This window comes from Betaproteobacteria bacterium (genome assembly GCA_009377585.1).
Taxonomy (GTDB): Bacteria; Pseudomonadota; Gammaproteobacteria; order Burkholderiales; family WYBJ01; genus WYBJ01.
On the sequence record WHTS01000103.1, the window covers coordinates 1 to 21,053 of the forward strand.

A 21,053-nucleotide genomic window follows, 5' to 3' on the forward strand; every position below is an offset into this window, starting at 1 on the left:
GCGCGCCGAACGCCTGCAGAACCTCGCCCGCGGCGACGAAGGCTTTCTGCTCGCGATGGGCTATTCCACCCAGCGCGGGTACGCGCACTCGCATCCGTTCGCGGGCGAGATCCGTTTCGGCCTGGTGGAGATCGAGATCGAGCCGGAGGAGCTGGGCGCACCACTGTCGATCGGCGACATCGCGATCACCGAATGCCAGATGATCAACCAGTTCGCCGGCAGCCGAACCGAGCCGCCCCGGTTCACCACCGGCTACGGGCTCGCGTTCGGGCACTGCGAGCGCAAGGCGATGGCGATGGCGCTGGTCGATCGCGCGCTGCGCGCCGGGGAGCTGGGCGAAGCGGTGGAGTCGCCGGCGCAGATGCCGGAGTTCGTGCTCTCGCACAGCGACAACCTGGAAGCATCGGGCTTCGTGCAGCACCTGAAACTGCCGCACTACGTCGATTTCCAGGCCGAGCTCGAGCTCGTTCGCAAGCTCCGGGCCGGGCGCTGCGAGGCCTCCGAGTGAGCACGCGGGGCGCGCCGCAAAGCGTCGATCTACAGGAAGCCCGCCGCGTCGGCGAGCAGGGGCCTGTCGCCGCCGCACCGGTCACGAGAGCGGGCGGCGAGGGAGCCAACGCCGTTGCCGAGACGAACGCGGCCGAGCCCGGTTACAACTTCGCCTACCTCGACGAGCGCACCAAGCGCATGATCCGCCGCGCCGTCCTCAAGGCGGTCGCGATCCCCGGATACCAGGTCGCCTTCGGCTCGCGCGAGATGCCGTTGCCGTATGGCTGGGGCACGGGCGGCATCCAGGTGACCGCGTCGATCATCGGTCCGGACGACGTGCTCAAGGTCATCGACCAGGGCGCGGACGACACCGTCAACGCGGTCAACATCCGCACGTTCTTCCGCCGCACCACGGGCGTGCGCACGACCGAGCGCACGCGCGATGCAACCCTCATCCAGACGCGCCATCGCATTCCGGAGACGCCCCTTCGCGCGGGCCAGATCATCGTCTACCAGGTGCCGGCGCCCGAACCCTTGCAGCGCCTCGAGCCCCGAGCCGCGCACACGCGCACGCTGCACGCGCTGGCGGAGTACGGATTGATGCACGTGAAGCTGTACGAGGACATCGCCCGCTACGGTCATGTCGCGACCAGCTACGACTATCCGGTCATGGTCGACGGCCGTTTCCTGATGGCGCCGTCGCCGATTCCGAAGTTCGACAATCCCAAGATGGATCGCAATCCCGCGCTGCAGCTCTTCGGCGCCGGGCGCGAGAAACGCATCTACGCGGTGCCGCCGTACACGCGGGTCGAGAGCCTCGCCTTCGAGGATCACCCGTTCGAGGTGCAGAAGTGGGAGACGGCGTGCGCGCTGTGCGGGTCGACCGAGAGCTTCCTCGACGAGCTCGTCACCGACGATCGCGGCGGGCGCATGTACGTCTGTTCCGATACCGACTACTGCGGCTCGAGGCGCGGGCCGGGGCGGTCTGCGTGAGCGTGCTGCTGTCTTCGATGTCGCACGAACCGCAACCGCTTCTTCGCGCCCGCGAGCTCGTGAAGCGCTACGGCGCGTGTCGGGCCGTCGACGGCGTGAGCTTCGAGCTCTATCCCGGAGAGGTGCTCGCGGTCGTCGGCGAGTCGGGTTCGGGGAAGACGACGCTGCTCGACTGCGTGTCCGGGCGCTCGAAACCCGATGGCGGCAGCGTTGCCTTTCTCACCCGCCACGAAGGCATGATCGACGTGTACGCCATTTCGGAGGCGCAGCGTCGCTTGCTTGCCCGAACCGACTGGGGCTACGTGCACCAGGATGCCGTCCAGGGCTTGCGCATGAACGTATCGGCAGGGGCGAACGTCGGCGAGCGCTTGATGGCCCTGGGCGAACGGCACTACGGACGCATCCGCAACACGGCCGCCGAGTGGCTCGAACGCATGGAGCTCGATCCCGATCGCATCGACGAGAAGCCGCAGGCGTTCTCGGGCGGTATGCGCCAGCGCCTGCAGATCGCGCGCAACCTGGTCACGCATCCGCGCATGGTGTTCATGGACGAGCCAACCTCGGGGCTCGACGTCTCGGTGCAGGCGAGGCTCCTCGATCTGCTGCGCTCGCTCACGCGCCGGCTCGGACTCGCTGCAGTGCTGGTCACGCACGATCTCGCCGTCGCCCGGCTGCTGGCACATCGCATGCTGGTGATGCGCTCCGGCCGCGTAGTCGAAAGCGGGCTCACCGACCAGGTGCTGGACGATCCGCAGCATCCTTATACGCAACTCCTGGTGTCCTCGGTGCTGCAGCCATGAGCGGTGTTGCGGTTCGGATTCACGAGTTGTCAAAGACGTTCGTCCTGCACAACCAGGGCGGGGCGCAGCTTGCTGTGCTCGCCAATGCGAACCTGAACGTCGCGTCCGGCGAGTGCGTCGTGCTCGACGGCCCGTCGGGCAGCGGCAAGAGCACGCTCCTCAAGTGCGTCTACGCGACCTACCGCGCGACTTCGGGCTCGATCGTCCTGGAAAGCGACGAGGCCGCGGTGGATGTCACCCGCGCACCGGCGCAGTCCCTGCTCAACCTGCGCCGCCGGACCATCGGGTACGTCAGCCAGTTCCTGCGCGTCGTTCCGCGCGTCCCCGCGCTCGACGTGGTGGCCGAGGCGCTCATCGAGGACGCCGGCGAGGACGATCGCCTGCTGCGCGAGGCGCGCGTGGAGGCGCAGCACCTGCTGCTGCGCCTGCGCATTCCGCAGCGGCTGTGGAACGTGCCGCCGGCCACGTTCTCTGGCGGCGAGCAGCAGCGCATCAACGTCGCCCGCAGTCTCATCAAGCCGCGCCCGGTGCTGCTGCTCGACGAGCCGACGGCATCGCTGGACGCCCGGAACCGGCAGACGGTGGTTTGCATGATTCGCGAGGCGAGGGCGCGCGGCGCCGCGATCCTCGGCATTTTTCACGACGCCGCGGTGCGCGACGCGGTCGCCACGCGCGTGATCGACATGACGGAGATGCGATGAACGCGGAGCTTCTGTTCGAGCGCGCGCACCTGGTGCTGGCGGGCGAAGTCGTGCGCGGTACGCTGGTGGCCGCGCGCGGACGCATCGTCGCGATCGATACCGGCGGGACGTCGGTCCGCACCGCCGCAGACATCGAGGGCGACCTGCTGCTGCCGGGTCTGGTCGAACTGCATACCGACAACTTCGAGCGTCACCTGATGCCCCGTCCCAAGGTGCGCTGGCCGGCGCTGTCGGCGCTGTGCAGCCACGACGCCGAAGTGGCGGCCGCGGGCATCACCACCGTGTTCGATGCCCTCGGCGTCGGCGACAGCGACCCGGAAGCGATGCGCGGCCAGTCGATGCGGCCGGTGCTGGCCGCCTTCGATCGCGCAGACGCGGACGGCATGCTGCGCGCGGAGCATCGGCTGCACGTCCGTTGCGAGCTGCCGGCGCCGAACATGGCGGAGCTGTTCGATGCGGTTGCCGGCGATCCGCGGGTCGGGCTCATTTCGCTCATGGACCACACGCCCGGGCAGCGCCAGTGGCAGGACATCGAGCAGGCGCGGATCTACTACTGCGGCAAGAAGGGCTGGTCGAACGCGCAGTTCGATGCCCAGGCGGCGCGAGAGCGCGAGCTGCAGGCGCGCCACGCGCGGCCCAACCGGTGCGCGGTGGTGGCCTATGCGCGCGCCCAGGGGATCGTTCTCGCCAGCCACGACGACACGCTGCCCAGCCACGTAGGCGAGGCGCAGGCCGACGGGGTCGCCATCGCCGAATTCCCCACCCGCTTCGAGGCCGCGGCGGCCGCCCGGCGTGCGGGGATGGCGGTGGTGATGGGTGCGCCGAACGTGGTCCGCGGCGGTTCGCATTCCGGCAACGTCGCCGCGATCGAGCTCGCGCGCGCGGGACTGCTCGACGCGCTGTCGTCCGACTACGTGCCGGCAAGCCTTCTGCTCGCGGCGCTGCGCCTGGCCGACGATGCCGGCTTCTCGCTGCCGCAGGCGATCGCCACCGTGAGCGCGCAGCCGGCGTGTGCGGCCGGGCTCGACGACCGCGGCGAGATTGCGCCCGGAAAGCGGGCCGACCTGGTTCAAGTTCGGCTGGTGGAAGCCGCGGGTCGCAAGCAACCCGTTGTGCGGGCGGTATGGCGCGAGGGACAACGTGTGGTGTAGACGCGCCGGCACGCATGTAATGCAGACACAACGAGGAAGATCGATGACAACGGCCATACGCATCACGGGACTCAGCAAGACCTTCGACAACGGGCATCGCGCCTTGAACGATGTCCAGCTCTGTGTGCTGCCCGGGGAGATGGTCGCGGTGATCGGCGCATCCGGGTCCGGCAAATCGACGCTGCTGCGCCATATCGCGGGCCTGGTCGCGGCCGACCGCGGCACAGGGCGCATCGACGTGAACGGCCGCACCGTGCAGCGCAACGGCGCGCTCGCGCGCGACGTCCGTGAGGTGCGCGCCGAGATCGGCTTCGTCTTCCAGCAATTCAACCTGGTGGGGCGCCTGCCGGTGATCGTGAACGTGCTCGCGGGACACCTGCACCGCACGCCGCTGTGCAGGAGTCTCCTCAGGTGGTTCCGGCGCAGCGAGATCGCGGCCGCGCTCGCTGCACTCGACCGGGTCGGGATCATGGCCCAGGCCGCCCAGCGCGCTTCGACCCTTTCCGGCGGTCAGCAGCAGCGCGCTGCCATCGCCCGCACCCTCGTCCAGGGCGCGCGCATCGTGCTCGCCGACGAGCCCATCGCCTCGCTCGATCCGGAATCGTCCCGGCGCGTGATGGAGATACTCACGGCCATCAACCGCGAGGATCGGTGCACCGTCCTGGTCTCCCTGCACCAGGTGAACGTGGCGCTGCGCTATTGCCCGCGCACGGTGGCGCTGCGCCTCGGCCGGGTCGTCTACGACGGGCCGTCGAGCGCGCTCACGCCGGCGCTGCTGCGCGATCTCTACGGCGCCGAAGCCGACGAGATCGTCAGCCTGCCGGATCACATCAGCGCGCTGGACGACAGGCCGAGCGGGCAGCGCGCGCCGGTCGCACCGCGTCCTGCATATGCGTAGTGCGTCCGGACCTCGTGAAACATCCAACCAGGAAGGAGCAGTCGACATGATCAAACGATGGTTCGCCACCTTGACCCTGTGCGCCGTGGCCGCGGCGGGGTCCGCGCAGGAGCTGAAGGAGATCAACTTCGGCATCATCTCCACGGAATCTTCGCAAAACCTCAAGCAGGACTGGAAACCGATCCTGGATGCGCTGGCCGCGAAGACCGGCTACAAGGTCAACGCGTTCTTCGCCTCCGACTATGCCGGCATCATCGAGGGCATGCGCTTCAACAAGGTGCAGGTCGCCTGGTTCGGGAACAAGTCGGCGATCGAGGCGGTCGACCGAGCCAGTGGCGAAGTGTTCGCGCAGATGGTCAATGCCGACGGCACGCAGGGTTACTACTCGCACCTCATCGTGCACAAGGATAGCGCGCTGAAGACCGTCGAAGACGTGCTCGCGCAAGGTAAGAGCCTCACCTTCGGCAACGGCGATCCCAACTCGACCTCGGGGTTCCTGGTGCCGAGCTACTATGTGTTCGCGGTGAACAAGGTCGATCCGAAGCGCCTGTTCAAGGTCGTGCGCAACGCCAACCACGAGGCGAACGCGCTCGCGGTCGCGAACAAGCAGGTCGACGTGGCGACCAACAACAGCGAGAACCTGCAGAAGATCAAGGCCCGCTTCCCCGAGAAGTTCAATGCCATTCGCGTGGTCTGGACCTCGCCGCTCATCCCGCTGGATCCGCTGGTGATGCGAAAGGACATGCCCGAGGCGACCAAGGCGAAGGTGCGCGAGTTCTTCTACGCCTATGGCCAGGGCGGAGAGCAGGAGAAGGCGGCGCTCATGAAACTTTCCAAGCTTTCCGGCTTCCAGCAGTCGAGCAACCGGCAGCTCGTGCCGATCCGCCAGCTCGAGCTCTTCCGCGAGAAGACGAAGGTCGAGGCCAACGGCACCATGGACGAGGCCGAGAAGAAGGCGAAGCTGGCGGATATCGAGCGCCGCCTCGCGGAGCTGAACCAGCAGCTCGCGCAGAAGTAGCCGCACAGGAAGCGGGGATGACCGTAAACACGGGCGCGCTTCACGCGCCGTCGCAGGCCGCGCGCGCGCGCGGGCTCATGCCGCTGCTCGGCTGGGGCGTGCTGGCTGCACTGCTGGCCGCGTCGTGGCAGGGCGCGGACATGCGTCCGCTCGATATCGTGCGCGACGCGGACAACATGGCCCGCTACGCGGCGGATTTCTTTCCGCCCGATTTTGGCCAGTGGCGGCTGTACCTGCAGGAAATGGTGGTGACCCTGCAGATCGCGCTGTGGGGAACCGCGCTCGCGATCGTCTCGGCCATCCCGCTCGGCCTCGCGTCGTCGGCCAACATCGCGCCCGTGTGGATCCGCCAGCCGGTGCGGCGGATGATGGACGCCGCGCGCGCCATCAACGAAATGGTGTTCGCGATGCTGTTCGTCGTCGCCGTGGGCCTGGGACCTTTCGCAGGGGTACTGGCGCTCTGGATCCATACCACCGGAACGCTCGCCAAGCTCTTCTCCGAGGCGGTCGAGGCAATCGATCCGCAGCCCGTGGAAGGCATTCGCGCCACCGGCGCCAACCAGCTCGAAGAGATCGTCTACGGCGTGCTGCCGCAGGTCATGCCGCTCTGGATTTCGTATTCCCTCTACCGCTTCGAGGCCAACGTGCGCTCGGCCTCGGTGGTCGGCATGGTGGGCGCCGGCGGCATCGGCATCATCCTGTGGGAGAACATTCGCGGCTTCTACTATGCCGAGACCTGCGCGGTGATGATCATCATCATCGTCACGGTAACCGCCATCGACCTCGTATCGGCGCGGGTACGTCGGGGGTTCATTTGAGGCAAGCCGGCGTGGGGCTCACGCTGGATGCGATCGTGACGCTGTACGCGACGCGGGCCAGTGCCTGGTATGGCCAAGAGCCGGTCAGCCAGCTCGCGCACGCGCTGCAATGCGCACACCTCGCAGAGCGAGCCGGCGCCGGCCCGTACCTCGTAAGCGCTTGCCTGCTGCACGACCTGGGTCACCTGCTCGCGGCATCGGACCAGCGTTCCGGGTTCGGCAGCGACGGTCGGCACGAGGAAGTTGCTGCGCTCGCCCTGAGCGGGCAATTTCCAGCACCCGCGCCGTGGTGGCGGTCCGCCTGCACGTGGCGGCCAAGCGCTACCTGTGCGCGACCGAGCGCGGCTATGGCGCCGCGCTCAGTGCCGCTTCGCAACGCAGCCTGGAGCTGCAGGGCGGCGCGTTTCCGCCCGAGGCAGCGGGCGCGTTCATGACGCGCCCTTTCGCGGCGGATGCCATTCGTCTGCGTCGCTGGGACGATGAAGCGAAGCTGCGCGGCATGCGTACGCCGTCGCTCGATCGCTTCGTCACGATGCTCCGTTCGTGCCTTCGCTAGCCGCGCGCGAACGTCCGGCCGAAGTAAAGACGCGCGCATCCAGGCCCTCCACGATCACCATGCCCGACAGCATGACGGAGCGCACGGCTTCGTCGTAGTCCTCGTCGGCGTCTGGATCGTCGTCGAAGTCCATGTCCGGCTCCGGCTCGTCGAACTCCAGCAGACCACGCAATTCCATCTCGCGCGCAAGTCCCGCATCCGTAAGACGGCCGAAACCGGGAAAACCGTTGCTGAGGATCTCTCGCAGCCAACGCAGATCGCCTCCCTTCAGGCCACTCTCGATGGTCGCGTCGACCAGTTGACGAATCATTTCGGTCCGCTCCATGACAAATGCTCCTTGTTTCGATGGGTGTACCGATCGTGGCCCGGTTTCGTTACAACCGTTCGTGCCTTATGCCGGCGATCGCGGCAGCGTTGCATCCTCGTCGATAAAGAATCGCAGCATTCGCGCCGATAACGAAGGCGTGTGATGCTGTCTCAGGCAGAGGGGCGAGGATCAATGGATGCGGAAGCGAAGACCCTCGAGGAGTGGAGGCTGCTCCAAAGCATCGTGGCGCGAAAGGAGCGCCTCGTCTTCCAGGTACGTGGCTACTGCTACGTGCTGCTTGTCGTCCTCGGCACCGCGATCTTCGACGCCAAGACGCGGCTCTCGGAATGGACGCTTCTCTACATCGCATACCTGGTCGTGTTCGCGTTCTTCGCCGTTGAGGTGAGCCACAGAGTTGTCCTTCGTCGGGCAATCGATCGTTCGCGCCGGGTCGAATACCTTCTCCGGGAAGGACGCCCCTACGATGGCCCGAGGCTGTGGGATGCGCTGACTGCCCGAGTGACGTGGCGGGAAGTGTGGCAATGTTCGGGCTCCAACGAAATGGCATGGGTGCCGGCGGCGGTTTCGCTGATTGCCATCTCCATCTTCGCGATACACAAGTGGTGGTGAGGGAGAAACCTGCATCGTGCCGGATTTCAGCTGGAGCCGTTTCGCGTGCGCTCAGCGACACCTACTTCCCCCGAGTGAGTAAGGTTGCAAGCGCGGCCCCCCTAGGGTTGCCCGCGGTTGCGCGGTAAACGAAACGTATAGCCGGCTGGCGCTCGCGCGCTACATCATCTCGGCGTCGAGTGGATGGGGACTTCGCGACGCAGAAGGTGCCTCAGTCGAGCTATCAGCAGGCCCGCTACACGACCAGCCGCGAAAGAGATGCAAACAAGCTCCTCCGCTCTGCGCGCAATCTGTCGCGCCCGTTCGCGCTCGAGCTCGCTCATTTGTATGCTGTCCAGCGCGGCGATTGTAGCGCTGCTGCCCCAAAGCACTTTTGACTTCATCGCAAGGTCTCCTGTTGGAAGATCGCTCGCGACATTTCAGCCGATCTTCATGACGGAAGGACTACCGGATGGGTGATGGATTCTCAGCGAATGCCCAAAGCGCGTTCAGCAAGTAATGGACGAGCGTTTGTGCGCCTGACTTACCTGTCGTCTTTGCCGGACGCCCGTGCTGGGGCTGCGCCCGCGAGTGTTTCATGATGTTTCGAGGCGAGTGGCGCGGCGACGGGCCTGCTCAGTGCGATGGCAACGAACGCACTTCTGCTGCGCAGTCGCAGTCCTTCCGAGAACTGCTCGGCTGGCCGCGAGAAGCTGCCTACCCCGTCGTCACCTCAAGCATATGGATAGGAGAGCTAGTTCATGAAGATCCAGACTCGCGTTCTTTCGCTAGTGCTCGGCTTGGTCGGTCTCGCCTGCCCCCTAGCAGTGTTCCCCCAGGGGACCCTGCAGCCGCCGGCTGAACAATCGGCGTCCAGCTTCAGCGATTCAGAATTGAAGTCGTTCGCGGTCGCCGTGCTCGAGGTGCAGCGCATCAACGACACCTTCGTGCCGAAGCTCGAAAGCGCCAAGTCGCCCGAAGAACAGCAGAAACTCCGGAAAACGGCATCGCAGGAGATGGTCCGCGCGGTCGAGAAAGAAGGGATGAGCGTCGATAAGTACAAAGAGATCATGAGCCAAACGGAGGCCAATCCCGCGGTCGCCGAGCGCGTCAAGGAGCACATGAGGAGCACGGACAAAGTGAACCCCGACAAATAGCGGGAGATGCCGAGTCGTGCTCCGCGACTCACCCTGCGGAAGGCTGAGTCTGACGATGGCGCCGACTCGGCAAAACCGCGCCAACGCCTTGTGTTGAATTTACCGTTGTGTTGAATTTACCGATCGGCTGGGCGAAGACGAAGGCTTGAAAGCGCTGCGTGCGGTGGTCGCCGGTCGCAACGCGGGCCCTCAAGGTCTTCATGCGCAAGAGCATGCCGGCGAAACTATGAGCGTCGATTCAGCTTGCCGCTAGCCTTCCGCGGCCGCGTCCTTTTTCGGTGTGTCCACCGGACGGCGTTAAGTCCGAATCGATCGCTTCCGGCTTAGCAGGTTCGTCGTTCGGCGCCGGCACAGGGTGCGGCGTCTCTGGCGGCACAAACGACTCCGCCGGCTCGAAGTCTCCATCAGCCGGCGGTGGGTCGTCGTTCCTGCGCCGTGGGTGGGTCACCGCCCGCCCTGCCTTGTGGCGCTCGACGCCGCGGAGCCGGAAAGCAAGCCAGAACGCGGAAGACGCTTTGCGAGTCGAGCGTTGATCTGCAGTCGCAGCGTTTGGGGATTGAGCTCGATACTACGCGGCTTGTTTGTGCGCCAGGGCGTTCGCCAGGTATAAACTCGGTTCGACTCGGGCGCGTTCCCCGGCTGGCAGGGGGCGAGCGTGCGGGGAGGTGAAACGGCCCGCAGAGGTCGCCGATCCCGGAGGGGATAAACAATAAGGAGGAGGAACTCGTGAAATCGTATGCGTTGTGCATCGCCTGCGTGGTGCTCGGCTCGAGCGCGGGCACCGCGTTCGCGCAAGCCTATCCCGTCAAGCCGGTGCGGATCGTGGTGCCTTCGTCGGCCGGCGGCGGCACCGACATCATCACCCGCGTCCTCGCCCCCGAGCTCTCGAAGCGCCTCGGCCAGCAGGTGGTCGTCGACAACCGCCCCGGCGCCGGCACCATGATCGGCATCGAGATGGTGGCGAAATCGCCCGCCGATGGCTACACACTGCTGATGGGCCTGTCCACGCTGGCGATCAACTCGGCGCTCTACAAGAAGGTGCCGTACGACCCGGTGAAGGATTTCGCGCCGGTGACGCTGGCGACCACGTCGGCCAGCATCCTGGTTGTGCATCCGTCCCTGCCGGTGAAAACGCTGAAGGATCTGATCGCGTTTGCGCGCGCGCGGCCCGGCCAGCTGAACTACGCGTCGGCCGGCACCGGCACCTATCCGCACATGACGTACGAGCTCTTTCTCAGCATGGCGAAACTGAAAATGGTGCATATCCCCTACAAAGGCACCGCACCCGCCATGATCGACATGATCGCCGGCCAGGTCGCGTCCATGGCTGCCACGGTGATCACCGGCATGCCCCACATACGCTCCGGGCGCCTGCGCCCGCTGGGCATCACCAGCTTGAAGCGTAGTGACGTGGCGCCCGACATCCCGACCGTTTCGGAAGCGGGGCTGCCGGGCTTCGAGTCGTTGCAGTGGTACGGCTTGCTGGCGCCCGCCAATACGCCGAGGGACATCGTCAACCGGCTGCACAAGGAAATGGTCCAGGTCCTGCAATCCCCCGCCATCAGGAAGCGCTTCGCCGTGGACGCGGTCGACACGGTCGGCAACACGCCGGACGAGTTCGCGCGCCACATCCGAGCCGAGCTCGACAAGTGGGAAAAAGTCGCGCGCGGGGCCGGAATACCGAAGAGCTGAGCGGTCGAATTTCCAGCTCTGGAACTTCGGATTGACTGGGGCCCGGGCTACCGCGTGTACTTCGCCCGGCTAGGTCAGACCGTGGTGTTGCTCCTGTGGTGGCGACAAGAAGACAGCCGTGCTCGCGGCGCCCCTGGTGCGTGCTCCTATCGAGTCGATTTATACCGAGCGAACAGTCCGGGGTGAAGAGCCTGGAGCCTTCTTCTGTGCTCGAGGTTCGTGCTCTGTCCACCGCGTCGCTCGGAGATGAGTAGTTCCATGACGGTGCGCGCGCAACGTTCCGGCGTGGTGTTGTCGTGTTGCATCGCCTCCCGAAATACCGGTAGAAAGGAAGGCTCCTCAATTAACAACCAGGCAGGAAACCAGGCGAAATCGGCTTGGTCTCCAGAGCCCTCGAGATCGGCGCTGAAACGCTGCAGCAATGCGCGCAAGCGAGTGTCCGGCAGACGCCGGGCAAGCTCGCTGAACAGTTCTGAATTGCTCCAAGCCAGTTCGACGAGGAACGGCCAGGCAGCTTCGAGTCCCGCTCCTCCGAAACGCGCCTCGGCCATCCACGCCAGTGTGGCAGGTATCCTTCGCCAAGAAGGAATGCGTTTGATGCTCGTCTCAGCGGCTGCCCAATCGCCCGCTTCAAGCAGCATGAATGCAGTGTGCGCTCGGCGGTGGTCCGGGTCGAAGGCAAGGTGTTCTGCCGAGCTCGCCAGTGACCGCCACTCCGGAACGAGCCACTTGCTCATTTCTGCCTCACCGAACACACGCTTTGCGGCTGGCAGGACCACGGTCTCCATGTGTTCCACAGCTTTTAACGCTTGGTCATGCGTCGTAAATGGTGCGGGCCGGGAGTTAAGCACCGCCAACAGTTCCGTGAGCGACATGAGCGAGTTGTCGTCTGAAAACGCGCCCGACAGGACAGCCAGCGCCTTCTCAGCCGCCACTGGTTCTCGCCTTAGCAATGCCTTCACGACATCATTGCGCAGCATGATGTCACGGCTATGCTCGAAGAGATCCAACTGCACAATGGGTGGTGGAGATTGAAATGTAGCCATGCGCTTCCGTGCCGCGACCGACGTCTGCCTCAAACTACGACCCGGGGACCACGGGTGTTACGCAGCCGCGGCCCGCGTTGGCCATGCACGTTCATTCGCCAAGAAACCCCAGGTATTTGATTTCGCCAGTGATGCGGTTGACTGCCACATGCTCGCTGGCGCGGAGTCGACAAGGCTCAATCGCTCCAATGCCAAGCTCGACGCGATCAGGCGATTTTCGACCCGCGACAAACACGTCCCAGCTTTCCGGATCGACGCCGCAGACGGGATATCGAAGCTTTTTCACGGGAACGAGATCGGTCGATTCGCGATAGCGCCTTGTCAGGAAATCGAGTGCTCGTGCCTGTGCGGAAACCATATCATGCCAACCCATGGATTAAAATCGATGCGATCGCTGCAAGAAGCAAACCAGGCGTTGTGTTGCGCCGTTAGCGCAAGCCAGCCACACCATTGCAGTCGGAATTGCAGAAATTTTTGCTGATTACCCAGCCAAGCCTTCTTGGATCTGATCGCCGGTCGACGAGCTTTCGACATGGCAAGAGACAAAGTCACGCCGCTGCTGGAACGCGACGTGTAGGATGCCTGCAACGCCACGCTCCGAGCGCAGAACGCAGAACCGCGTCGTCGCCCTGTTCACCGATTCTCGGTGGGCGGACTGCCTCGGCTACCAGCGGCGGCCGGACATCGTGCCCTACGTGAACGGCCGCGCAATCGCGGTGATCGAGCTCAAGCGCAGCTCGGTGGAACTGACCGATGGCGTGCGCCAGCTCAGCACCAACCAGGAGGAGGTCTTCAACAAGGGCTTCTTCAGCACGATGCAGCTGGTGCTGGCCGGCAACGACGGAATCGTGCGCTTGAGGCGATGTGTCCTTTTCAAGCGGACCGATTTTGCGTAAAGTGTCCTCCGAATAAGGACACATCCGCACACGCCGATGCCCCTCAATCCGGTCCTGGAGGAACAGCTCAATACGGCGCTCTCGCCGGCGCCAGTCGCAGCGACCACGCGGCGCGATGCGGTGTTGCCGAAGGTCCGCAACAAGGTGCACGCCGTCACCGGCATGCGCCGAGCGGGCAAGACGACGTTCCTGCGCCAGCTTCTCGCCGAGGAGCGGAAGCGTATCGCTCCCGAGCGGGCGCTCTATCTGAGCTTCGACGACGATCGGCTCGCGGATATCAAGGCCGACCAATTGAGCGCACTGCAGGAGGAGCTCTACCGCCGATTCCCGCAGCTTCGGCGGCGCGAGACCGTCCATTGGTTCTTCGACGAGATCCAGCTCGTGCCGGGCTGGGAGCGCTTCGTGCGCCGGGTGCTGGACACGGAGCAAGTCGAGATCGTGGTCTCCGGCTCGTCGGCGCGCATGCTCTCGCGCGAGGTGCACAGCGCGCTGCGCGGTCGCGGGCTGGAGACCGTGATCCGCCCGTTCGACTTTCGTGAATTTCTGCGCCATCGCGGCGAGGAGCCGGGCGCCGAGGCCCGCCGCTGGACGGCTGCCGAGCGCTCGCACGTCGAAAAGCGCTTCGCCGAGTTCCTCGCCGAAGGCGGCTTTCCCGAAGCGCAGGGTCTCGCGCCGCGGCTGCGGGTCGAGCTTCTGCAAGGCTACGTCGACACGGTGCTCTTTCGCGACGTGGTCGAGCGTTACGGCATCTCGCAGGTGAACGCGCTGCGCTGGGTCGTGCGTCATTGCCTGCGCAACCCCGCGGGCAGCATGAGCGTGCATCGGCTGTTCCAGGATCTGAAGGCGCAGGGTCATGCCGCTGGAGACGGTGGTGTTCAACGAGTTGGCACGACGCGGTGCGGAAGTCGGCTACGTCAAGACGGGCGCGGGTTTCGAGGTCGATTTCTTCGCGGCATACCGCGACGGCAAGCGCGAGCTGCTGCAGGTCTGCGCCGATCCGAGCACGCCGCAGGCGCGCGAGCGTGAGTTGCGCGCCCTCTTCGACGCGGCGAAGGAACAACCGAAAGTACAGGCCGCGCTGCTGGTGCAGACGCAGGAGCAGGCCCTGGCGCTCGCGGGCGTCGATGTCGCGGCACGTCCCGCCTACGAATGGCTGTTGGAGGAGGATTGATGGCGATTACCAATCAAGAGCGGATCGGCAAGGCAATGGATCTCCTGCGCGTGGGACTCGCTCCATTCGTCGAACGCGAGGTGCGCCGCGTTGTGCTGCATCTGCCGCAACGCGCACCTTGGGGCTCGGCCTGGTGCCAGATCGCGCGCCGCCTGGGTGCAACGTCCGGATAGGGAGCGTTTCATCTCTCGGATTATTGATCGTTCCATATTGGACGACAGTCCAATATGGACGCGACGCTCCCCTCTCCCCCCGGGAGAGGGGTTGGGGGTGAGGGACGAGCGTGACATGAAATAGGGAACGCTCGATAGCATGCTCGCAACACCGGAGCGGCGCACTGCACGCCCCTTCCCGCTAACCCGCGCCAGGCAACGCGCAAAACCTGCGTCACACCTGGGCCACATGGCATCGGCAGGTCGGTACGAGCTGCGATGAGCTGAAGGACCTGGGTGGTTGGAAGTCGCGCGTCATGGTCGACCGCTACGCGAAGTTCGCAACCGAGAATCTCGCGATTGCCGCAACGCGTATCGAGTCGCGCATATCGCCGACGCCGGATCATCGCCCCGGTAAGCAGAAGACGGTGGTGAATTCGGGCAAAAAGTTGCTGTCGGCGGGAGGGAATGTCATCCAATTCCCCACGATTTCCCCACGTTAGGAAATCGACTTGTGGCAGCGCCGGTTGTAACTGCTTGAAGTACTTGGTAGGCCCCCGGGGACTTGAACCCCGAACCAACGGATTAAGAGACGGCGGCATCGTATTGGAAGTTATTTATAATCAGGTATCTACAACGTTTGCCATTTGTCGTCAATCAGTTTGTCTCAGCCTGACACTAGGGATGCAATTCGGAGATTGGCACGTTTTTGACACACGGCCCCTTCGACTTGAATGCCGGCGCCCAGCGTGTAAGGATATCCGAATGAACACGCGCGATAACACACCGAAATCCGATCTTCCGCCCGAGGTGCAGGCCGAGCTTCTGCGCCGCGTGGAGAACCTTCCAAACGAAGTCCTGATCGACAGCGACAAAGCGTTCGAGGAACTTCAGAGGCGGGCCAGGGAGCGGAGCAATCCGAAACCGGCGTGAGCCGGGTCGAGTTCACGCAGAAAGCTCTCGACGAGCTGGACGCCGCCGCCGCTTGGTATCGGAAACGGAATGCTGCGCTCGAGCAGCGGTTTCTAGCTGCCGCACGAGAGGCGGCAGATCGGATTAAGGCCAATCCCCTTGCGAACCAAGTAGTGCTGGACGGGGACATCCGCCGCGCAAATTTCCCACGTCGATGGCCGTGGTCACTGTTCTACGTCGTCAATCCTGACCGTTCCATCGTGATTGGCGCGCTGCATGGCCGCCAGCACTTACGTCGGCTGCGCGGCCGGTCACCGGGCTAGACGATCTCACCCGTTCCCGTCGGCCGCGAGCGCGGCGCTCGATCCTAGCCTGGTGCGCTGATAGCGGCCGACGATGCCTGAGTCGCTACTCTCGATGAATTGCCCGTCGCGATCCACTGATCGAAACTACACGGAGAGATGACTATCATGACTGCATCACGCATCGCTGCCGCGTTGCCTGCTGGCGTTTTCCGCATGGGTCGCGGCGGCCGACGGGCCTGATCACCGCGAAGAGCCCCCATGCGGTCAAAGACACGCTGGACCGATTCGAAGCCGGCGCGAAGAGTTCTCAAGGCTGCACCGTTCATTCCGAATCAGACACGGTTAGCCGTCAACAAGGAAAAGTCTGGCGGGCTCGTCATTCTTGTTTACTGTAATTCGCGATGGATTATGCTGCCGCGATTTGCTGTATCGTCGGATCTTCCATTCGCATCTTGGTGACCTGTGTCCGCGCCGACATCCCAGGCCCGGAGGTCGCCGAAGCGAAGCCTATCTCGCGTGAGGGACTAGTGTCTCGTATCCGAAGTCATGTTAAGACCCACGACGCACGGCCTTGCGGATGACGTCGGCCGGCGTCTTGGTCCATACGAAGGGCGTGGGGTTCTCGTTCCAATGGTCGATGTAACGCTCGATGTGTTTGACGAGCGCCTTCACCGAGGCGAAGGAACCGCGGCGCACAGATTTACGAGTAAGGATCCCGAACCACGCCTCGATCAGGTTCAGCCACGAGGCGCCGGTGGGGGTGAAGTGAAAGTGGACATTGGAGTGAGCCTCCAACCACACCTTCACGTCGGGCGTCGAATGGGTGGAAGAGTTATCGAGCACGACGTGCAACTCGCGTCCCCGATAGCGACGCTGCAGCCCTTTGAGGAAGCGCAGGAAGTCAGCTCCAGTGTGCCGCTCGCTGCATGCCCCGTGAACGGTGCCGGAGGTGATCTCCAGCGCCGCATAAAGACTGGTGAGTCCGTGGCGCCGATAGTCGTGGGTCTGACGAGCCGGGAGGCCCGCACGCAGTGGCAGCAACGGTTGCGTTCGGTCAAGCGCCTGAATCTGCGTCTTCTCGTCCATGCTGAGCACGACGGCGTTGGTGGGCGGGTTGAGATAGAGCCCGACCACGTCGCGAATCTTCTCCTCGGCGTGCGGATCGGTGGTGAACTTGAAGGTCTCCACCCGATGCGGCTGCAGGGCGTGGAGTCGCCAGAGCCGATGCACGCTCATGTGCGAGACGCCGACCCGTTCGGCAAGCTCTCGGGTGCTCCAGTGCGTCAAACCGGGCGGAGGAGCCTTGAGAGTGAGTGCGACAATGCGAGCGCTCTTGGCTTCCGTGATCTTGCGCGGCCGACCCGAGCGAGGCTTATCGTGCAGCCCCCGGATGCCCGCTTCGGTGAAGCGGCTGCGAATGCGGCTGACTTGAACGGGCGTATACCCTGTCAGCCGTGCGATCTCGGTCCCGGCGAGCCCTTCGGCCATCAGCAGCACCGCACGTGCTCGACGGCTAAGGCCCGCCGGCGTCGACGTCGAACGCTGCAAGCGCAGCAGCTCCTCGCGATCGGCTTCATCCAGCGCAACCGGTTGAGCGTGGTTGGCCATGACCCTTCCTCCCCCGAAGGATACCTGGCCTAATATTAACATGAATTACGTTACGGAACACTAGTGGCACGTTACCTGGTGCCGAGCGAGTACGCGAAGCGCAGCATCTTGCCTAACCAGATCGCCACGCGGTTTCACAGTCAGATTTTTCGCAACGTTGTGTTCGCGTGCAAGATGGCTGGTGACGTGCCCTGGCATGTCGTCAACCTGGTCAGTAGTACGCAAAGTCGGGCGGACGAACGCCACCATTCCTTCACGGATCCTACCGGCGACGTTCGTCACTATCTCCACGCCGACCGCCAGCATTGCTTCACATACCGGACTTGGGAAGACATGCATACCAAACTTATCCAGCATGATTCCGAACTTTCCGATCTGGATTGCTACCTTCGCGGGAAGAGTGCGCATTACCTTCCCGCCTTTCAGCTTGAGTAGACCGGTGGTCAGTCGAGGAAACGGAAACCCAGGTCCGTCTAATGCCGCCGGGAAACGAACGAATCCAGGATCACGTTGCAGCCGTGCTCGACGACGTAACTAGCATCGCCACGGAGAACGACCAATCCGGCGGGGATCCGCTCCCAGCTTTCGGGCTCGAGTACCAACTCCGTGACTTCATCGCCCAGAACCTAGGAGCGATTGCGGTAGCCAGTGCAGGCTACCGCGGCGATCGAAACGTCGTCCCCGGGATGATCGCTACACCGCGACGATCGGCTCGCCCTGGAGGGCGCTCGAGGGCTTGCCGTTCACGCCGATCGGCACGTCTCCGACCAGCGTGACGCGATAGAACTGGCGGTCGAAGTCCGAATCGAAAATGTCCCTGGGCGCGAGGTGCGCGGTGGCACGGTTGTCCCAGAACGCGACGCTGCCCGGCGCCCAACGGAAGCGCACCGTGAACTCGGGCCGCACGACGTGCTCCCACAGGAACTCCAGCAGCACCTGGCTCTCGCGCGCCGACAGGCCGACGATCGACTTGAGGAACGACGGGCTGACGAACAGTGCGCGCTCGCCGCTTTCCGGATGCACGCGTACGATGGGGTGCTCGCTCTCGAGGGTTCGCTTGCGCATGAGCTCGCGATACTCCGGCGTCTCGTCCACGCCCGGCGGCGGAGCGAATCGGTGCACACCGCGCAATCCATCGACGAACGTCCGCATGACAGGAGAAAGCGCGTTGTAGGCAGCGACCAGGTTGGTGAACTGGGTATCGCCGCCATAGGGCGGCACAATATCACCGCGCAGAATCGACGCGGCAGGCGGGTTGATGGCCGCGGTTATGTCGGTGTGCCAGCCCGACCACGGCCGGAACAGGACTTGGCCCTGGAACCTGTTTGCCTTTCGATTCTTGGCGACGGAATAAATCTGCGGGTACTCGCCGTCGCTGCCGTAGACGACGTGTCCGGCAGTTGTTTCGCCGAACTGGCGCGCGGCGGCGATGTGCCGGCCATGATCGAGCGACTGATCGCGAAAAAAGACGACCTTCCAGCGTAGCAGCGCAGAACGCACTGCGCTCACGTGCTCCGGCGGAAGAGGGTGCGAAAGATCCACGCCGTGGATCTCGGCACCGATGTGAATCGAAAGCGGAGCGACTTCGACTGCACCCGCCTGCGGCGCTAGCGCTTCCCGCACTGTTTGTACCGACATGGCTTGATCTCCTCCGGGCTCGATCTGCAAACTCGATTTTCGACCCAGTCAGGCCGCGTGCGCAACTCGTGGCGAAATGCGGGCCCATGCCGCGTGCGCCTGAAGGATAATGGGTTCGCGCAGGGCCTTCGTTTCGACCGTGCCGAAGGAAGAATCGGGGCCGGAAAGAATCGATGCCGACCTCGGCCGAGACCGGATTTCGGGACGTGCCGGGGCAAACGATGTTTCCTGGGGGTCGCCGACGATGGCCAACAACGTCCTTTTCATCATGTCCGACGAGCATCAGCAGAAGGCGTCGGGATGCTACGGCCATCCGTTCGTCAGGACGCCGACGATCGACAGGCTGGCCGCAAGCGGCACCCGCTTCACCAACGCCTACACCAATTCGCCGATCTGCGTGCCCGCGCGCGCGAGCTTCGCCACCGGTCGCGAGGTCCACGACATCGGCTATTGGGACAACGCCCACGCCTATGAAGGCCGGGTGGAAGGCTGGGGCCATGCCATGCAGAAGGCGGGCATGCATTGCCTGTCTATCGGCAAGCTCCATTACCGTAGCGAGAAAGACCCGACCGGATTCAGCGAGCAGATCGTTCCGCTGCACATCGTCGAAGGCAAGGGTGCCGTCGCCGCATGCGTCAAGCGCCCGCTCGGCCTGCCGATCAAGAAGAGCAGGCTCGCGACCCAGATCGGCCCCGGCGATTCGGGCTACATCCGCTACGACCGGTCGATCATGGAACACACGTGCCACTGGCTGAAGTACGAGGCGCAAAAACACAGGGACCAGCCGTGGGCGCTGTTCTGCTCGTTCGTCTGCCCGCATTACCCGCTCATCGCGCCGCAGGCATTCTACGACCTCTATCCGCACGCCATGCTGCAGCATCCAAAGGCAAACGCGCTCGACTATCCGCTGCATCCCTGGATTGCGAAGTTCCAGCAGATGCAACGCCATGACGATTTCTTCACCGCGGAGACGCGCAGAATCGCGATAGCCTCGTATTACGGCCTGTGCTCGTACCTCGATTCGAATATCGCGAAGGTTCTGCAGGCTCTGGAAGAAGCAGGCTTGCGAGACGATACGCTCGTCGTCTACGCGGCGGATCACGGCGAGAATCTCGGTACGCGGCGACTCTGGGGGAAATCGAATATGTACGAGGAGGCCGCGGCGATTCCGATGATCGTGTCAGGACCCGGGGTTCCTGCCGGAAGGGTCGTCAACACGCCGGTGACGCTGGCCGATGGCGCAGCGACGATCCTGGATGCGGTCGGGCTCGGCGACCAGATCATTCCGGGGTACCGCTCGGTGCGCTCGATCGCCACCGAGCCCGACGACACCGATCGTGTCGCGTTCAGTCAATACCATGCGAACGGCGCCGACACGGCCGTCTTCATGATTCGCAAGGGCAGGTACAAGTACATCCACTACGTCGAGTACGCGCCGGAGCTGTTCGACGAAGAGGCGGATCCGGAGGAAAAGCACAACCTCGCCCTCGACGCTGCCTATGGAGCCGTATTGGCAGAATTCGAGGCCGAGCTCAGCGCGCGGGTCGATCCCGTCGCGGTCAACGCGGCGGCGCAAGCTTCTCAGGCGGCGCTCGTCGAAGCATCGGGCGGACGCGCTGCTGTACTCGCCAAGGGATCGTTCCAGGGAACGCCCGCCCCAGGCGAGCAGGCGGAATACAGCTAGCGCAGTCCCTCGGCCAGCGGAGACGCAACCAAATGCGGATTCGCTCGTAGTCCAAACGTCCACTGCTAATCGAAGTGCTCAATTATGAGGGGAGCCGAGAAAGCTCGCCCGTGTACTGGCGCTGCATATCCTTGGCTGGACGTCAGACGGCACTGCCGCGGACGAGTTTGAAGGAACGATGCTGGACATAGTGGACACTTTGAGCATTGCGGATACGCTCGGGCTGCTGCCGCTGGTCGACAAGGAGCTTAGGCCCGCAATCAGTGACCAGGCAAAACTCGACCTCGATCGGGGACAAACGCGCTGGTTCATCACTCGAGAACTCGACCGTCGCGCCAACTTTACTCACCAGTCGCCAATATAGGCGACAGACGGAGCATTGAAAAATGAGCGGATCAAGCTGGGCAGCTTCTGAAGTTTCGCGAGTTGCTCCTCAATTTTCTCGCGCAGCT

21 protein-coding genes and 4 pseudogenes are annotated in these 21,053 nt (G+C 64.1%); 20 read left to right on the forward strand and 5 right to left on the reverse strand.

Annotated features, from left to right (window positions below; translation table 11 throughout):
- The 9 genes and pseudogenes from GEV05_23795 to GEV05_23835 form a co-directional block, all read left to right on the forward strand.
- A partial coding sequence (locus GEV05_23795) for a carbon-phosphorus lyase complex subunit PhnI (GenBank protein MPZ46356.1) occupies positions 1-508 on the forward strand: 508 nt, incomplete at its 5' end.
- Positions 505-1,482, forward strand: a complete 978-nt coding sequence (locus GEV05_23800; protein MPZ46357.1) for a carbon-phosphorus lyase — start codon at positions 505-507, stop codon at positions 1,480-1,482. The genes GEV05_23795 and GEV05_23800, both read left to right, overlap by 4 nt.
- 17 nt (positions 1,483-1,499) lie before the next feature.
- Positions 1,500-2,282 carry a phosphonate C-P lyase system protein PhnK gene (phnK, locus tag GEV05_23805; protein MPZ46358.1) on the forward strand — a complete coding sequence of 261 codons (783 nt, stop codon included), beginning with the start codon at positions 1,500-1,502 and terminating at the stop codon, positions 2,280-2,282.
- Entirely contained in the window at positions 2,279-2,983 is a 705-nt protein-coding gene (gene phnL / locus GEV05_23810) for a phosphonate C-P lyase system protein PhnL (GenBank protein MPZ46359.1), read from the forward strand. The genes phnK and phnL overlap by 4 nt, the downstream gene beginning before the upstream one ends.
- Positions 2,980-4,134, forward strand: a complete 1,155-nt coding sequence (locus tag GEV05_23815; GenBank protein ID MPZ46360.1) for an alpha-D-ribose 1-methylphosphonate 5-triphosphate diphosphatase — start codon at positions 2,980-2,982, stop codon at positions 4,132-4,134. Before phnL ends, GEV05_23815 begins: the two co-directional genes overlap by 4 nt.
- Before the next feature lie 43 nt (positions 4,135-4,177).
- Entirely contained in the window at positions 4,178-5,032 is an 855-nt protein-coding gene (gene phnC / locus GEV05_23820) for a phosphonate ABC transporter ATP-binding protein (protein ID MPZ46361.1), read from the forward strand.
- A gap of 46 nt (positions 5,033-5,078) precedes the next feature.
- Positions 5,079-6,050: a phosphonate ABC transporter substrate-binding protein gene (gene phnD, locus GEV05_23825; protein ID MPZ46362.1), complete on the forward strand. Its 972-nt coding sequence runs from the start codon at positions 5,079-5,081 to the stop codon at positions 6,048-6,050.
- Between the two features lie 17 nt (positions 6,051-6,067).
- Positions 6,068-6,868 (forward strand): phosphonate ABC transporter, permease protein PhnE, encoded by an 801-nt coding sequence (phnE, locus tag GEV05_23830; protein MPZ46363.1) that lies wholly within the window; start codon positions 6,068-6,070, stop codon positions 6,866-6,868.
- A gap of 11 nt (positions 6,869-6,879) precedes the next feature.
- Positions 6,880-7,424, forward strand: a pseudogene (locus GEV05_23835) (HD domain-containing protein).
- On the opposite strand, the gene GEV05_23840 reads toward GEV05_23835, so the two are convergent.
- Positions 7,396-7,749 (reverse strand): hypothetical protein, encoded by a 354-nt coding sequence (locus GEV05_23840; protein MPZ46364.1) that lies wholly within the window; start codon positions 7,747-7,749, stop codon positions 7,396-7,398. The pseudogene GEV05_23835 and the gene GEV05_23840 sit on opposite strands and share 29 nt — an antisense overlap.
- Positions 7,750-7,923: 174 nt before the next feature.
- On the opposite strand from GEV05_23840, the gene GEV05_23845 reads away from it, so the two are divergent.
- The 4 genes and pseudogenes from GEV05_23845 to GEV05_23860 all read left to right on the forward strand — a co-directional run bounded on the left by GEV05_23845 (position 7,924) and on the right by GEV05_23860 (position 11,285).
- Positions 7,924-8,361, forward strand: a complete 438-nt coding sequence (locus GEV05_23845; protein MPZ46365.1) for a hypothetical protein — start codon at positions 7,924-7,926, stop codon at positions 8,359-8,361.
- A 740-nt stretch (positions 8,362-9,101) separates the two neighbouring features.
- Positions 9,102-9,497, forward strand: a complete 396-nt coding sequence (locus GEV05_23850) for a DUF4168 domain-containing protein (GenBank protein ID MPZ46366.1) — start codon at positions 9,102-9,104, stop codon at positions 9,495-9,497.
- A 726-nt stretch (positions 9,498-10,223) separates the two neighbouring features.
- Positions 10,224-11,189: a tripartite tricarboxylate transporter substrate binding protein gene (locus tag GEV05_23855; GenBank protein MPZ46367.1), complete on the forward strand. Its 966-nt coding sequence runs from the start codon at positions 10,224-10,226 to the stop codon at positions 11,187-11,189.
- A 21-nt stretch (positions 11,190-11,210) separates the two neighbouring features.
- Positions 11,211-11,285, forward strand: a pseudogene (locus GEV05_23860) (type II toxin-antitoxin system RelE/ParE family toxin).
- A gap of 50 nt (positions 11,286-11,335) precedes the next feature.
- Here the strand turns inward: GEV05_23860 and GEV05_23865 are convergent.
- Entirely contained in the window at positions 11,336-12,235 is a 900-nt protein-coding gene (locus tag GEV05_23865) for a hypothetical protein (GenBank protein MPZ46368.1), read from the reverse strand.
- Between the two features lie 91 nt (positions 12,236-12,326).
- A complete protein-coding gene (locus tag GEV05_23870; protein MPZ46369.1) occupies positions 12,327-12,608 on the reverse strand; it encodes a hypothetical protein in 282 nt (93 codons plus the stop codon).
- Between the two features lie 205 nt (positions 12,609-12,813).
- Between GEV05_23870 and GEV05_23875 the strand changes: the two are divergent.
- The 4 genes and pseudogenes from GEV05_23875 to GEV05_23890 all read left to right on the forward strand — a co-directional run bounded on the left by GEV05_23875 (position 12,814) and on the right by GEV05_23890 (position 15,689).
- A pseudogene (locus tag GEV05_23875) lies at positions 12,814-13,077 on the forward strand (hypothetical protein).
- Between the two features lie 90 nt (positions 13,078-13,167).
- Positions 13,168-14,157, forward strand: a complete 990-nt coding sequence (locus tag GEV05_23880; protein ID MPZ46370.1) for an AAA family ATPase — start codon at positions 13,168-13,170, stop codon at positions 14,155-14,157.
- Between the two features lie 524 nt (positions 14,158-14,681).
- Positions 14,682-14,834 (forward strand): annotated as a pseudogene (locus tag GEV05_23885) (tyrosine-type recombinase/integrase).
- Between the two features lie 411 nt (positions 14,835-15,245).
- Positions 15,246-15,689 (forward strand): hypothetical protein, encoded by a 444-nt coding sequence (locus GEV05_23890; protein ID MPZ46371.1) that lies wholly within the window; start codon positions 15,246-15,248, stop codon positions 15,687-15,689.
- A 531-nt stretch (positions 15,690-16,220) separates the two neighbouring features.
- On the opposite strand, the gene GEV05_23895 is transcribed toward GEV05_23890, so the two are convergent.
- Entirely contained in the window at positions 16,221-17,252 is a 1,032-nt protein-coding gene (locus GEV05_23895; GenBank protein MPZ46372.1) for an IS630 family transposase, read from the reverse strand.
- Between the two features lie 90 nt (positions 17,253-17,342).
- Between GEV05_23895 and GEV05_23900 the strand changes: the two genes are divergently transcribed.
- Complete coding sequence (locus GEV05_23900; protein MPZ46373.1) at positions 17,343-17,714, forward strand: hypothetical protein; 372 nt, start codon at positions 17,343-17,345, stop codon at positions 17,712-17,714.
- A gap of 258 nt (positions 17,715-17,972) precedes the next feature.
- On the opposite strand, the gene GEV05_23905 is transcribed toward GEV05_23900, so the two are convergent.
- Entirely contained in the window at positions 17,973-18,917 is a 945-nt protein-coding gene (locus GEV05_23905; GenBank protein MPZ46374.1) for a TauD/TfdA family dioxygenase, read from the reverse strand.
- A gap of 244 nt (positions 18,918-19,161) precedes the next feature.
- Here GEV05_23905 and GEV05_23910 point away from each other — a divergent pair, with 244 nt between their 5' ends.
- Positions 19,162-20,601: a sulfatase-like hydrolase/transferase gene (locus GEV05_23910; GenBank protein ID MPZ46375.1), complete on the forward strand. Its 1,440-nt coding sequence runs from the start codon at positions 19,162-19,164 to the stop codon at positions 20,599-20,601.
- A 178-nt stretch (positions 20,602-20,779) separates the two neighbouring features.
- Entirely contained in the window at positions 20,780-20,965 is a 186-nt protein-coding gene (locus GEV05_23915; protein ID MPZ46376.1) for a hypothetical protein, read from the forward strand.
- The last annotated feature ends 88 nt before the right edge of the window (positions 20,966-21,053 follow it).